13 protein-coding genes and 1 pseudogene are annotated in these 13,011 nt (G+C 71.9%); 8 read left to right on the top strand and 6 right to left on the bottom strand.

Going from position 1 to position 13,011, the window contains the following annotated elements; all coding sequences use genetic code 11:
* The first annotated feature begins 21 nt into the window (after positions 1–21).
* From IEZ11_RS03515 to IEZ11_RS03530, 4 genes are all read left to right on the top strand, one after another.
* The gene (locus IEZ11_RS03515) at positions 22–735 is read left to right on the top strand and encodes a VIT1/CCC1 transporter family protein (protein WP_189261029.1); all 714 of its coding nucleotides are present in this window, start codon (positions 22–24) and stop codon (positions 733–735) included.
* A gap of 100 nt (positions 736–835) precedes the next feature.
* Positions 836–1,702 (top strand): sterol desaturase family protein, encoded by an 867-nt coding sequence (locus IEZ11_RS03520; RefSeq protein ID WP_189261030.1) that lies wholly within the window; start codon positions 836–838, stop codon positions 1,700–1,702.
* Positions 1,699–2,373, top strand: a complete 675-nt coding sequence (locus IEZ11_RS03525) for a lysoplasmalogenase (RefSeq protein WP_189261031.1) — start codon at positions 1,699–1,701, stop codon at positions 2,371–2,373. Before IEZ11_RS03520 ends, IEZ11_RS03525 begins: the two co-directional genes overlap by 4 nt.
* Before the next feature lie 36 nt (positions 2,374–2,409).
* Positions 2,410–3,456: a zinc-dependent alcohol dehydrogenase family protein gene (locus IEZ11_RS03530; RefSeq protein WP_189261032.1), complete on the top strand. Its 1,047-nt coding sequence runs from the start codon at positions 2,410–2,412 to the stop codon at positions 3,454–3,456.
* A 36-nt stretch (positions 3,457–3,492) separates the two neighbouring features.
* Here the strand turns inward: IEZ11_RS03530 and IEZ11_RS03535 are convergent, their stop codons facing one another.
* The 4 genes and pseudogenes from IEZ11_RS03535 to IEZ11_RS03550 form a co-directional block, all read right to left on the bottom strand.
* A complete protein-coding gene (locus tag IEZ11_RS03535; RefSeq protein ID WP_189261033.1) occupies positions 3,493–4,521 on the bottom strand; it encodes a CopD family protein in 1,029 nt (342 codons plus the stop codon).
* Between the two features lie 119 nt (positions 4,522–4,640).
* A complete protein-coding gene (locus tag IEZ11_RS03540; protein ID WP_189261034.1) occupies positions 4,641–6,086 on the bottom strand; it encodes a CoA transferase in 1,446 nt (481 codons plus the stop codon).
* Between the two features lie 55 nt (positions 6,087–6,141).
* Positions 6,142–7,683: a S8 family peptidase gene (locus IEZ11_RS03545; protein ID WP_189261035.1), complete on the bottom strand. Its 1,542-nt coding sequence runs from the start codon at positions 7,681–7,683 to the stop codon at positions 6,142–6,144.
* Positions 7,684–7,746: 63 nt separating this feature from the next.
* Positions 7,747–8,007, bottom strand: a pseudogene (locus IEZ11_RS03550) (S8 family serine peptidase); the annotation flags it as partial.
* Between the two features lie 432 nt (positions 8,008–8,439).
* Here IEZ11_RS03550 and IEZ11_RS03555 point away from each other — a divergent pair.
* The 3 genes from IEZ11_RS03555 to moaA all read left to right on the top strand — a co-directional run bounded on the left by IEZ11_RS03555 (position 8,440) and on the right by moaA (position 11,555).
* The gene (locus IEZ11_RS03555) at positions 8,440–8,796 is read left to right on the top strand and encodes a DUF485 domain-containing protein (protein ID WP_189261036.1); all 357 of its coding nucleotides are present in this window, start codon (positions 8,440–8,442) and stop codon (positions 8,794–8,796) included.
* The gene (locus IEZ11_RS03560) at positions 8,793–10,412 is read left to right on the top strand and encodes a monocarboxylic acid transporter (protein ID WP_189261037.1); all 1,620 of its coding nucleotides are present in this window, start codon (positions 8,793–8,795) and stop codon (positions 10,410–10,412) included. Before IEZ11_RS03555 ends, IEZ11_RS03560 begins: the two co-directional genes overlap by 4 nt.
* Before the next feature lie 153 nt (positions 10,413–10,565).
* Positions 10,566–11,555, top strand: coding sequence for a GTP 3',8-cyclase MoaA (moaA, locus tag IEZ11_RS03565; protein ID WP_229712782.1), 990 nt, complete (start codon positions 10,566–10,568; stop codon positions 11,553–11,555).
* Between the two features lie 15 nt (positions 11,556–11,570).
* On the opposite strand, the gene IEZ11_RS03570 is transcribed toward moaA, so the two are convergent.
* Both IEZ11_RS03570 and IEZ11_RS03575 read right to left on the bottom strand, forming a co-directional pair.
* A complete protein-coding gene (locus IEZ11_RS03570) occupies positions 11,571–11,780 on the bottom strand; it encodes a hypothetical protein (protein ID WP_189261039.1) in 210 nt (69 codons plus the stop codon).
* Between the two features lie 231 nt (positions 11,781–12,011).
* The gene (locus IEZ11_RS03575) at positions 12,012–12,413 is read right to left on the bottom strand and encodes a DUF3099 domain-containing protein (protein ID WP_189261040.1); all 402 of its coding nucleotides are present in this window, start codon (positions 12,411–12,413) and stop codon (positions 12,012–12,014) included.
* A gap of 245 nt (positions 12,414–12,658) precedes the next feature.
* Here IEZ11_RS03575 and IEZ11_RS03580 point away from each other — a divergent pair, with 245 nt between their 5' ends.
* Entirely contained in the window at positions 12,659–12,937 is a 279-nt protein-coding gene (locus tag IEZ11_RS03580; RefSeq protein ID WP_189261041.1) for a GlsB/YeaQ/YmgE family stress response membrane protein, read from the top strand.
* Positions 12,938–13,011: the final 74 nt, after the last annotated feature.

The raw sequence follows: 13,011 nt of genomic DNA on the forward strand, positions 1-13,011 counted from the left end.
CGGGGTGCGATCCTCCCTGCTGTGACGGAACCTACGCACGACGACGAGGCCCACGGCGGAGCCCTCGGCTCCCGGCTGAACTGGCTGCGGGCGGCCGTTCTGGGCGCGAACGACGGCATCGTGTCGACGGCGGGCATCGTCGTCGGCGTCGCGGGCGCCACGGCCGACCGCAATGCCCTGCTGACGGCGGGCCTGGCGGGCCTGCTCGCCGGATCCATGTCGATGGCGGCGGGGGAGTACGTGTCGGTCTCCACCCAGCGCGACTCCGAACTCGCCGCCCTGGCGCAGGAGAAGCGGGAGCTGAAGGAGCAGCCCGAGGCCGAGCTGGAGGAACTGACCGAACTGCTGGAGCGCCGCGGCCTGTCCCGGGACGTGGCCCGTGAGGCGGCCGTCCAGCTGACGGAACGCGACGCCCTGAAGGCGCACGCGCGCGTGGAACTGGGCATCGACCCCGACGAGCTGACCAACCCCTGGCACGCGGCCCTCGCCAGCTTCCTCGCCTTCACGGTGGGGGCGCTGCTCCCGCTGCTCGCGATGGTCCTGCCGCCCTCCGGCTGGCGGCTGCCGGTGACGGTGGGTTCGGTGCTGGCGGCGCTGGTCCTGACCGGCTGGGCCAGCGCCCGCCTGGGAGCGGCCGCGGCGGGTCCGGCGGTGCTGCGCAACGTCCTGGGCGGGGCGCTGGCCATGGGGGTCACCTACGCGGCGGGGACCCTGCTGGGAGCGGCCGGGGTCTAGCTCATTGGCGGAGATCGCCAACGGGCAAGCGCATACCATCCCCAATACTTGTGGGTAACAACGTCTAGCCGCGGCCGACCAGCGGTTCTACGGTGCCCCCATGCCGAACCTGCCCGATGTCGTGCTGTGGTCGATACCCGCCTTCGTGCTGCTCACCGTGATCGAAGTGATCAGCTACCGCGTCCATCCCGACGACGATGCCGCCGGGTACCAGGCCAAGGACGCGGCCACCAGCATCGGCATGGGGCTCGGGTCGCTCGTCTTCGACTTCCTGTGGAAGATCCCGATCGTCGCGATCTACACCGCGGTGTACGAACTGACCCCGCTGCGCGTTCCCGTCCTGTGGTGGACGATCCCCCTGATGCTGCTCGCGCAGGACTTCTTCTACTACTGGTCCCACCGCGGCCACCATGTCATCCGCATCCTGTGGGCCTGTCACGTCGTCCACCACTCCAGCAGGAACTTCAACCTCTCCACCGCGCTGCGCCAGCCCTGGACCTCGCTGACCGTCTGGCCGTTCTACGTCCCGCTCGTGGCCGTCGGGGTGCACCCGGCCGCGCTCGCCTTCTGCTCCTCGGCGAACCTCGTCTACCAGTTCTGGATCCACACCGAGCGCATCGACAAGATGCCCCGGTGGTTCGAGTTCGTGTTCAACACGCCGTCCCACCACCGGGTCCACCACGCCTCCCAGGGCGGCTACCTGGACCGCAACTTCGGCGGGATCCTGATCGTCTGGGACCGGCTGTTCGGGTCCTGGGTGCCGGAGACCGAGCGTCCTGTGTACGGGTTGACCAAGAACATCAACACGTTCAACCCCGTCAAGGTGGCCACCCACGAGTACGTCGCCATCGCCCGGGACATCAGGGCCGCGCACGGCTGGCGGGAGCGGGCCGGGCGGGTGTTCCGGGGACCCGGCTGGGCTCCGGCGCCCGCCGTGGAGCAGGCCGAGGAGTCCGTGGCCGCGTGAGAGCGCCCCGGGCGCTGCTCGCCGCCTTCGCCCTTGCCGTCGTCCTCGACCTCGCCTGCCTGGCGGCCGGCCTCCACACCGGACATGCCGCCGCCAAGGTGCTCCTGATGCCCCTGCTCGCCGCGTCCGCCGCCCGCGCGGGTGCCCCGCGGCTCCTCGTCGCAGCCCTGCTGTGCGGCTGGGGCGGCGACGTCCTGCTCCTCTCCGACGCCGGCCCCGCCTTCATGGCGGGCATGGCCTCCTTCGCCGCCGGGCACGTCTGCTACCTCGTCCTCTTCCACCGCGTCCGCCGTCAGGGCCCGCCACGCGCGCGTGCCCGCCTCCTCGCCCTCGCCTACGCGGCCGCCCTCGTCACCCTGGTCCTCCTGCTGTGGCCGGACCTGCCCGCAGGGCTGCGCGTCCCCGTGGCCGGCTACAGCACCCTGCTCACCGCCATGGCGTACACCGCCGCCGGCCGGCTCGGCCCGGTCGCCGGCTTCGGCGGCGCGCTCTTCATGCTCTCCGACACCCTGATCGCGACCGGCGTCGCCGACTGGCCGCAGCTGCCCCGCCCCGACTTCTGGATCATGCTCACCTATGCCGCGGCACAGTTCCTGCTGGTCCGGGGCACCCTCGACGCGCGGCGCGCCCCGGCCACGGCGTACCGTGAAGTGCGCTCGACCACCCCCTGAGCGCACCCACGACACCGCACGAGAAGGACCCTCGCCATGCGCGCCACCACCATCCACGCCCCGTTCGACATGCGCGTGGAGGACGTCCCCGAGCCCGTGGTGCAGCTGCCCACCGACGCCGTCGTACGGGTGCTGCGCGCCTGCATCTGCGGCAGCGACCTGTGGGCGTACCGGGGCGAGGCGGCCCGGCAGCCGGGGCAGCGCATCGGGCACGAGTTCCTCGGCGTGGTCGAGGAGACCGGTTCCGAGGTGGGCACCGTGCGGCGCGGCGACCTCGTCGTGGCGCCCTTCATGTGGTCCGACGGCGTCTGCGGCTACTGCCGCGAGGGCCTGACCACCTCCTGCGAGCACGGCGGCTTCTGGGGCTCCGTGGGGTACGACGGCGGGCAGGGCGAGGCCGTCCGCGTCCCGTTCGCCGACGGCACCCTCGTCCGGCTCCCCGAGGAGGCGGCCTCCGACGACCACCTGCTGACCGCCCTGCTGACCCTCTCCGACGTGCTCGGCACCGGCCACCACGCGGCCCTCGGCGCGGGTGCCCGGCCCGGTGCCACGGTCGCCGTCGTCGGCGACGGCGCGGTCGGCCTGTGCGCCGTGCTGGCCGCGAAGCGGCTGGGCGCCGAGCGGATCATCGCGCTGGGCCGGCACGAGGTCCGTACCGACATCGCGCGCCGCTTCGGCGCCACCGACGTCGTCGCCGAACGCGGGGACGCGGCCGTGGCGGCCGTCCGTGAACTCACCCGGGGCCAGGGCGCGCACGCGGTCGTCGAGGCCGTGGGCACCGAGCAGTCCATGCGGACGGCCGTCGGCATCACCCGGGACGGCGGCGCGATCGGCTTCGTCGGCGTCCCGCACGGCAGCGGCACCGGCCTGGACCTCAGCGTCATGTTCGACCGGAACATCGCCCTGCGCGGTGGTGTCGCCCCGGTCCGGACCTACATCCCCGACCTGCTGCCCGACATCCTCGACGGCACGATCGACCCGTCGCCGGTCTTCGACCTGACCGTCGGCATCGAGGGCGTGCCCGACGGCTACAAGGCGATGGACGAGCGCACCGCCCTGAAGGTGCTCGTCACGAACGGCTGAATCAACGTGCCGATCAACGCGCTGATCAACACGTGATCAAGTCCACCTGATCGGCAACGGCAGCGCCGTCAGGACCCCCGACACCGCGACCACCACCCCCAGCACGGCCACCTCGGCCCGCGCGGGCACGTACGCGGTCAGCGGGTCGGCCGCCCGGCGCAGCCGGAACCGCGCCCACAGCGCCAGCACGGCGACGGCGGCGACGAGGATCACCTTGGCCAGCAGGGTGCGCCCGTACGCCGTCGTCGTGAGCTGGTCCAGGATCGTGTCCGCGGGCATCCGGCGCAGCGAACTCCACACACCCGTCGCGGTGATGACCGCGAGCAGTACGGCCGCCACGCGCGCGTACAGCCCGAGCAGCGCCGCCCCGGCCTCCTGGCCGCGCCACCGGCGCAGCAGGCGCAACACGTGCAGCAGACCGCCCACCCACAGCATCGCGCACGTCAGATGCACCAGGGTCAGCGCGGAGCCGAGCAACGGGCCGTGCTCGGGCGCCGGATGGGCACGCAGCGCCTCGGCGGCGGCCACCGCGGCCAGTGGCCACACCTGGATCGCCGGACGGCGCGCGCGGGCGCACAGACCGGCCAGCGCAAAGGCGTTGACCTCGATCAGCGCCAGCCGGCCGTCGCGCGACCGGTACAGACCGCCCACATCGATGTCGGCGAGCGAGTGCGGCACCAGGTTGCCCGTCGACACGACCGAGGCGAGTCCCAGCGCGGCGACGAAACCGGCGACGGCCGCGCACACCGCCCGGTTCGACGGCTGTTCGGGCGGCGTATTCGGCAGCCGGCGGGCCAGCCGGTCCACGAGCAGTTCGCCCGACGGCACGCACAGGGCGGCGAACACCACCCCGCGCAGCAGCGCGATACCGCCCACTCCCGGTGCCGCGGCCTCCCCGGTGCCCCGCAGCGCCACGGACGGCCCCAGCAGCGGCACCAGCGCGGCCAGCGCCGGCAGCGCCAGGACGGCGACGGCCCGCCAGGTCCCCAGGCGTCTCGCGGGGCCGCTCGCGGCCACCTCGGCGGTCGGTCGTGTCAACGGCCCCCCCTGAGCTCCACCAGTCATGACAGAAGTGGGCAAGTACAGGAAAACAGCTGACGGAACGGCATACCACCTATTCGTACGTTTCCGGCCGCCCGGGGCCGCCCGGGGCCGCCCGTCCACGTCCTGCGAGCCGCGTCCGGTCATGCCTTCGGGCCGGGCGGCGCCGCCCAACGGGCCGGATCCGAACCCCACGGCACCGGCGGACGCGCCCAGTCGGCCGGGCCGCCCGCGAAGGACACCGGCGGACGCGCGTACCGCAGCCGCCCCAGCGGGCTGTCCCGCTCGGCGAGCCAGGCGCCCGCCCCCTCGTCCGGCCCACCGCCCTCCGACCCAGGCCCGACCTCCCCCGCCGCCTTCTGGTCCGCCTCCTCGTCCGTCTTGTCGTCCGTCATCTCCGCCATGAGCCACCGCGCGGTCCGTGCCAGCGCCAGTCGTACGAACCTGCTGCCGCCGTCGTACGACTGCTCGGTCAGCGCCCGCAGCACCCCGGCCGCCAGCAGGTAACCGGTGCCGTGGTCCAGCGCCTGCGCGGGCAGCGCACCCGGCCGGTCCGCCTGCCCCTCGATCTCCGCGATGCCCGTGGCGACCTGGACCAGGCTGTCGAAGCCGCGCCGCCCGCCCCACGGCCCGTACCCGCCCCATGCCGACACCTGGGCCACGACCACCCCGGGCCGCCGCTCGGCCAGCGCCTCGGGGGAGAGCCCGAACCGGTCCAGGGCGCCCGGCCGGTAGCCGGTGACCACGACGTCCGCCGCGGCCAGCAGCTCCTCGAAGGCCGCCCGGTCCGTCGCCAGGCCGAGCGTCGCCGAGCGCTTCCCGAAGCCCGTGTCGGCGTGCTGGTCGGGGAGTTCGGGCAGCCACGGCGCGTCCAGGCGCAGGACGTCGGCGCCCAGCAGCCCGAGGGTGCGGGTGGCGACCGGACCGGCCAGCACCCGGGTCAGGTCCAGGACGCGCAGGCCGGCGGCGGGCAGCAGGGGAGCGGCGGCGTCGAGCGGCGGGAGCACGCGCGCGTGCGCCGTGTCCGGGCGGCCGCGCTCGACCAGGGGGCGTGCGGCCACCGCGGTGGCCTGTTCGTGCGCGGCCCACTCCCCGGGCGAGCGCAGTGCCACGGCGAGCCCGCCGGCGGCGTGGACGGCCTCCTCCAGCTCCAGTGCGGGCCGCCCGGTGATCCGGGTCGCGACCTCCTCCGGGTCGGCGCTCCCGGGCAGGCCGAGCGCGTCCAGCAACCGGGCTCTGTGATGCGGGTAGTTGGCATGGGTGCGCACCCACCCGTCGGCCGTGCGCCAGAACCGGGACAGCGGGGCGAACTGCACGGGCGCCCGCCCGCCGACCAGCAGCTGCCGCTCGCTGGTGAAGGCCGTCGCCACGGCCCCGTCGTCCACCCGGACCCCGGGCACCTCCGCGGCCCCGGTCCGGCGTGCCGCCAGCTCGGCGGCGGCCAGCGCGCACGCGCCGACGCAGGCGCGGGCGAGCCGGCGCACCGGAAGGCGTGCCGGAAGCGTGTCCGCGCGCGTCACGGTCGTGACCCGCGCGGGCAGTGACGGATCGCCGCCCAGCGCGGACCACGCGTACTTGATTCCAGTCATGACTGCACTATGCATTATTGACTGGATCAATATGTGTCGGGATCGGTCCGTGTGGCTACCTGGTCACCGCCGCCAGCGCGTCGGCCGTGCCCCAGCCGTAGAAGCCGTTGTGGTTCCTGGAGCCCTCGCACACCGCGTCGATCTTGCCGTCGCCGTTGATGTCGTACGGGTCGGTGCACGGCGTGGCGCTCGCCTCGGCGTACAGCAGGGCCTTCACCAGGGCGGCGGAGGCGTGCGGATGGGTTGACTTGATCAATGCGGCGACGCCGACCACATGCGGGGTCGCCATCGACGTACCCGCCATGTAGCCCCACCTGCCGCCCGGCAGCGGGCCCAGGATCAGGCCGCTGGTGGCCGGGGGCTCCGGTGCCTGGTAGGCCGTCGCGTCGCCGCCGGGCGCGGCGATGTCGATGACTCCGAGGCCGTAGTTGGAGAACGACGACTTGAGACCCTTCGCGCCGGTCGCCGCGACCGTGACGACACCCGGCAGCTGGGTCGGTATGTCGAAGCACCGGTGCGGGTCGATCACCCGGTCGGTGGGCGTGCCGTCGTTGGGCGAGACCGGGTCGGTGATCGAGTGGGAGGCCAGGTCGTAGCTCTCGTTGCCGGCCGCCGCCACGTTGACCGTGCCCTTGCGCTCGGCGAACTGCGAGGCCCGGGTGATGGCGTCGACGAGCGCCTTCTGGTTCGGGTCGTCGGTGCAGTTGAAGTACCAGGGGTCGGTGTAATAGCTGTTGTTGGTGACGTCTACGTGGTGCTCGGCCGCCCACACGAAGCCGCAGACCACGGCCTCCGTGTAGAAGTACCCGGCGGTGGTGGCGACCTTGATGCCGGCCACCTTGACGCCCGGCGCCACACCGGTGATGCCGATCCCGTTCTTCGCGCCCGCGATCTCGCCCGCCACGTGCGTGCCGTGCGGGCTCTCCGCCGCGGTGGGCCGCCAGGCGCCGTACGTCGTGTCCGGCTTGCCCGTGACGCAGTTGGTGGACTGCGCGGCGGAGAAGTTGGGGGCGATGTCCGGGTGGGTGTCGTCGACGCCGGTGTCGATGACGGCGACGGTGACCTTCGGGCTGCCCAGGGTCCTCTCGTGCGCCTTGTCGGCCTTGATGGCGGGCAGGTCCCACTGCAGCGGCTCCAGCGGGTCCTGGCCGTCGGTCGCCTGCGCGTCCGCCGCCGCGACCTGCTCGGAGCTGAGCACCTCCGGTGTGCCGACGTCGGTCGTCGACTGGGCGGGCAGCGGCGCGTTGCGGGTGTTCCCGGCCGAGTCCACGCCGGGCACCTTTCGGATGATCATGGCGAAGTCCGGGTTCGAGGAGTGCACGACGATCACACCGATCTCGTCGTACGCGATCACCACCGAACCGCCGGCCCGCTCGATCGCCCTCTGGACGCGTTCGGAAGTGCCGTGTCCGGGACGGACGTTGACGACATAGCTGAGGGACGTCGGGTCACCGGCGGCGGCCGAGGAAATGGCCGCGGAGGCAGCGGTGTCGGCGGCGGACGCCGAGACGTTGGGCAGGAAGGCGAGGGCCGTGGCCATGGCCATGCCGAGCGGGAGGGCGAGGACGCGACGGTGGCGCGGCTGGGGCGCGGTCATCTGAGATCTCCAGTTCGTTCGCGGAAGCGGGCGTGCCGTGCGGGAAGTCCTGCTCGCCGGTGACTACTCGACGGCGCGGAGCGCGTCGACGACACCGGAGCCGTAGAAGCCGTTGACGTGCCTGCCGCCCACGCAGGTGGCGTCGACGACACCGTCGCCGTCCCCGTCGTACGGGCCGGCCGGGCAGCCCGGGTTGTCCGCCTCGGCCTTCAGGAGGGCCGGCAACCGGGCCGGAGTGGCATGCGGATGGGTCGACTTCAGCAGCGCGGCCACCGCGGCCACGTGCGGGGACGCCATCGACGTGCCCTGGAGGAAGCCGTACCGGCCGGCGGTCGGCGACAGGACGACCGGGACGGCGAGCGCCGGCCCGCGTCTGGAACGCAGATGAGTCATGGGGTCTCCACATCATCCGGAACATCGGCCGAGAGACATCAACCGAGAGACATCAGCCGAAAACGGGACCGCCCAAGACGCGAGTGGCGCTTGGGCAGGTACATGACGGGTGGTGCAGGGCCGAAGTTATCTCCCGCACTCGCCGGCCAGCAATGACCGGAGGGGAGTCGCGCCGAGGACTTCGGAAAGAACCCGGGCGGGTTGAACCCGTCCACGCGCGGCGCCGTGAGCCTGAGGAGGGAGCCTCAGCAGGATCGAGGCCTCCTGTCGGGATCACTCGAAGGAGTTGTCTCATCACTCCGAGTGAGCGATCCGTGTGTCTGTGAGGTCAGAATCCGTATGTCCGTATCGCGAGGAGACTCCGTGGCTACCGAGACACCACCGCCCTCGAACACGCAGACCCGGTTCCCCTCCGGCGAGGAGTTCGCCGAGGTGCAGCAGAGTCCGGAGTTCGCCGAACTGCGGCACTCCTACCGCTCCTTCGCCTTTCCGCTGACGGTCGGCTTCATCGCCTGGTACCTGCTGTACGTCCTGCTCTCCAGCTACGCGGACGGCTTCATGGGCACCAAGGTCGTCGGCAACATCAACGTGGCCCTGGTCCTCGGCCTCGCCCAGTTCCTCACCACGTTCCTCATCGCCTGGTGGTACGCCCGGCACGCCGCCGCCCAGCTCGACCCCAAGGCCGACGCCATCAAGTCCCGGATGGAGGGCGACGCATGAGCCCCGCGATCACGCTGGCGGCCGGCGAGGCCGGCGAGCACCGGACCCTGATCATCACCCTGTTCGCGGTGTTCGTCGCCGCGACCCTCGTCATCACCGTGTGGGCGGGCCGCCAGACCAAGGACGCCGCCGACTTCTACGCGGGCGGCCGCCAGTTCACCGGCTTCCAGAACGGCCTGGCCGTCTCCGGCGACTACATGTCCGCCGCGTCCTTCCTCGGTATCGCCGGCGCCATCGCCCTCTTCGGCTACGACGGCTTCCTGTACTCCATCGGCTTCCTCGTCGCCTGGCTCGTCGCCCTGCTCCTGGTCGCCGAACCGCTGCGCAACTCCGGCCGCTACACCATGGGCGACGTGCTGGCCTACCGCATGCGCCAGCGCCCCGTCCGGACCGCCGCCGGCGCCTCCACCATCGTCGTCTCGATCTTCTACCTGCTCGCCCAGATGGCCGGAGCGGGCGTCCTCGTCTCCCTCCTCCTCGGCATCACCAGCGACGGCGGCAAGATCGGCATCGTCGCCCTGGTCGGCGTCCTGATGATCGTCTACGTCACCATCGGCGGCATGAAGGGCACCACCTGGGTCCAGATGGTCAAGGCCGTGCTGCTCATCGCGGGTGCCCTGCTGCTGACCCTCATGGTGCTGGCCAAGTTCCACTTCAACGTCTCCGACCTGCTCGGCAAGGCCGCCGACAACAGCGGCAAGGGCTCCGCCTTCCTGGAGCCCGGCCTCAAGTACGGCGCCACCGGCACCAGCAAGCTGGACTTCATCTCCCTCGGCATCGCCCTGGTCCTCGGCACCGCCGGCCTGCCGCACATCCTGATCCGCTTCTACACCGTGCCCAGCGCCAAGGCGGCCAGGAAGTCCGTCCTCTGGGCGATCGGCCTGATCGGCACCTTCTACCTGATGACCCTCGCCCTCGGCTTCGGCGCGGCCGCGCTGATCAAACCGGACGAGATCATCGCGTCCAACAAGTCCGGCAACACCGCGGCCCCCCTCCTCGCCCTCCACCTGGGCGGCGTCGACTCCAACTGGGGCGCGATCCTGCTGGCCACGATCTCGGCGGTCGCCTTCGCGACGATCCTCGCGGTGGTCGCCGGCCTCACCCTGGCGTCCTCGTCGTCCTTCGCGCACGACATCTATGCCAACGTCATCAAGAAGGGCCAGGCCACCGAGAAGCAGGAGATCAACGCGGCCCGGTACGCCACGGTCGGCATCGGCGCCGTCTCCATCCTCCTCGGCGCCCTCGCCCGCGACCTGAACGTCGCCGGACTGGTCGCCCTCGCCTTCGCGGTCGCCGCCTCCGCCAACCTGCCGACCATCCTCTACAGCCTCTTCTGGAAGCGGTTCACCACCGCCGGAGCCCTCTGGTCGATCTACGGCGGCCTGGTCACCGCGGTCGGCCTGGTGCTGTTCTCACCGGTGGTGTCCGGCAAGGAGACGTCGATGTTCCCGGGCGTCGACTTCCACTGGTTCCCGCTGGAGAATCCGGGCATCATCTCGATCCCGGTCGGTTTCCTCCTCGGCGTGGTGGGCACCCTGCTGTCCAAGGAGGCCCCGGACGCCGCGAAGTACGCGGAACTGGAGGTGCGGTCCCTGACCGGCACCGGAGCGCACTGAGCTTCGTACGACTGGCCGCGTCGACGGGATCATAGGATCCCACGACGCGGCCGCGTCGTACCTCGTGGCATCGGGCCCCTCGCGATGTCAGTGGTGTCACGTAGGCTCGCAGGTGACGGAGAAGAACCGGTTCGGACGCGGGAGGGGGCCCACGTGCTCATCGACACCTATGGCCGGGTGGCCACTGACCTGAGGGTCTCGCTGACCGACCGGTGCAATCTGCGCTGCACGTACTGCATGCCCGAGGAGGGACTGCAGTGGCTGGCCAAGCCCGACCTGCTCACGGACGACGAGATCGTCCGGCTGATCGACATCGCCGTCCGCCTGCTGGGCGTCGAGGAGGTCCGCTTCACCGGCGGTGAGCCGCTGCTGAGACCCGGCCTGGTCGGGATCGTGCAGCGGGTGGCGGCCCTGGCCGCCCGCCCCCGGATGTCCCTGACGACCAACGGCATCGGCCTGCGCCGCACCGCGACGGCCCTGAAGGCGGCCGGCCTGGACCGGGTCAACGTCTCCCTGGACACCCTCCGCCCGGCCGTCTTCCGGACCCTCACCCGCCGCGACCGGCACCAGGACGTCCTGGACGGCCTCCGCGCCGCCCACGACGCCGGCCTCACCCCGGTCAAGGTCAACACGGTCCTGATGCCCGGGCTGAACGAGGACGAGGCCCCCGACCTCCTCGCCTGGGCGCTGGCCCACGGCTACGAACTGCGCTTCATCGAACAGATGCCCCTGGACGCCCAGCACGGCTGGAAGCGCGACAGCATGGTGACGGCCGGGGACATCCTCGCCTCGCTGAGCACCCGCTTCGACCTCACCCCCGAGGGCACCGACGACCGCGGCTCGGCCCCGGCGGAGCGCTGGCTGGTCGACGGCGGCCCGCACCGCGTCGGCGTCATCGCCTCGGTCACCCGTCCGTTCTGCGCCGCCTGCGACCGCACCCGCCTCACGGCCGACGGCCAGATACGGACCTGCCTGTTCGCCCGTGAGGAGACCGATCTGCGCGGCGCGCTCCGCTCGGGCGCACCGGACGAGGAGATCGCCCGCATCTGGCGGCTGGCGATGTGGGGCAAGAAGGCGGGGGCGGGACTGGACGACCCGGCGTTCGTGCAGCCGGACCGCCCGATGTCCGCGATCGGCGGCTGACCCGGCCCGCCCCGTCTACTCGGCGGGAGGCTCCCACTCCTGGAACAGCACGACGTCCTTCAGGAACCCCCGCACCCCCAGGAACTGCGAGAGATGCTCCCGGTGCTCCTCACAGGCGAGCCAGGTCTTGCGCCGTTCCGGCGTGTGGATCTTCGGGTTGTTCCACGCCAGCACCCACACCGCGTCGGCGCGACAGCCCTTCGCCGAACAGATAGCGTCACTCATCGCTTCGTCTCGCACCGCGTCGTCTCGCAAAAAGGCCCCGCAAACAAGGCGACGCCGAGCAGCCACGGGGGGAGCTGCCCGGCGTCGGTCCGTCGCTCCGACGGGGGATGCGGAGCGCGTACGCAGTATGTCATGGGTCACCCTTGGCCCGGCACTGGAACAGCGCGATTGATCTGAGCATTTCTTGAGCTTCGCGCGGGGCCGCCGGCCGTCCGCGACGGGTCCCGATACTCACGCCGACTCCGGCCGCTCACCCCGCACCGCCCCCGCCGCCGGGTCCGCCACCACGTCCTCCGGGACGGATTCCGCATGCGTCGTCCCCGCCCGCGGCGGCGTGATCATCAGCCGGGTCGGCGCGACCCCGAAGGCCGACGGAAGGGAGGGCGGCCGTTCCCGTCCGGCGTTGGCGATGACGACGGCGACATAGGGGAGCAGCGCCCCGAGCACCAGAGCCACGACGGCGACGTACCGTTCGACGTTCCACAACGTCACCGCGAGGATCACCGCCATGGTCCGCAGGGCCATCGAGATGACGTACCGCCGCTGCCGGCCGCGCACGTCCTCGGCCAGGCCGGTGCGGGCTCCGGTGATCCGGAACACCTGGACGTTTCCGTCGCCGCGCTGCTTCCGCATCACATTCCACCATCCGCCCGCATCGGACTCTCCCCGGCCCCTACCCGGTCCGCACCCGCTCGGGGAACCGGGCCAGGACACTCTCCACGTTACGCCGCGCCTGCGCCGCCTTCGAGACCGGGTCGCCCTCCCGCCTGCGCGAACGACCTGCGCCGTAGCGCGTACGGCGGTACCGACATGCGCCGTACGGCGTACGGGCCGAGACTTGGCGTAATGCTCACGTCGAGCCGTACGAGGAGGCAGTCATGGGCTGGTTGTGGGCGATCATCGTGGGTTTCGTGCTGGGCCTGATCGCGAAGGCGATCATCCCGGGCAAGCAGCACAGCCCGCTCTGGCTGACGACCATCTTCGGCATCCTGGGCGCCGTCGCCGGCAACGCGATCGCCCGCGCGGTGGGCGTGGCCGAGACGAGAGGCATCGACTGGACCCGTCACCTGTTCCAGCTGGTGGCCGCGATCATCATCGTCTTCCTGGGCGACATGGCGTACACGGCGACCATCGGCAAGCGAAAGCAGCACATCTGAAGCGCCCGGATCTCAAGCGCCCCGAAGGGGGCGCGGGGAACTGCGCGACCAGCCACCACGAACCGGCAGTCCGC

The organism is Streptomyces fuscichromogenes (genome assembly GCF_014645815.1).
GTDB classification, from domain to species: Bacteria; Actinomycetota; Actinomycetes; order Streptomycetales; family Streptomycetaceae; genus Streptomyces; species Streptomyces fuscichromogenes.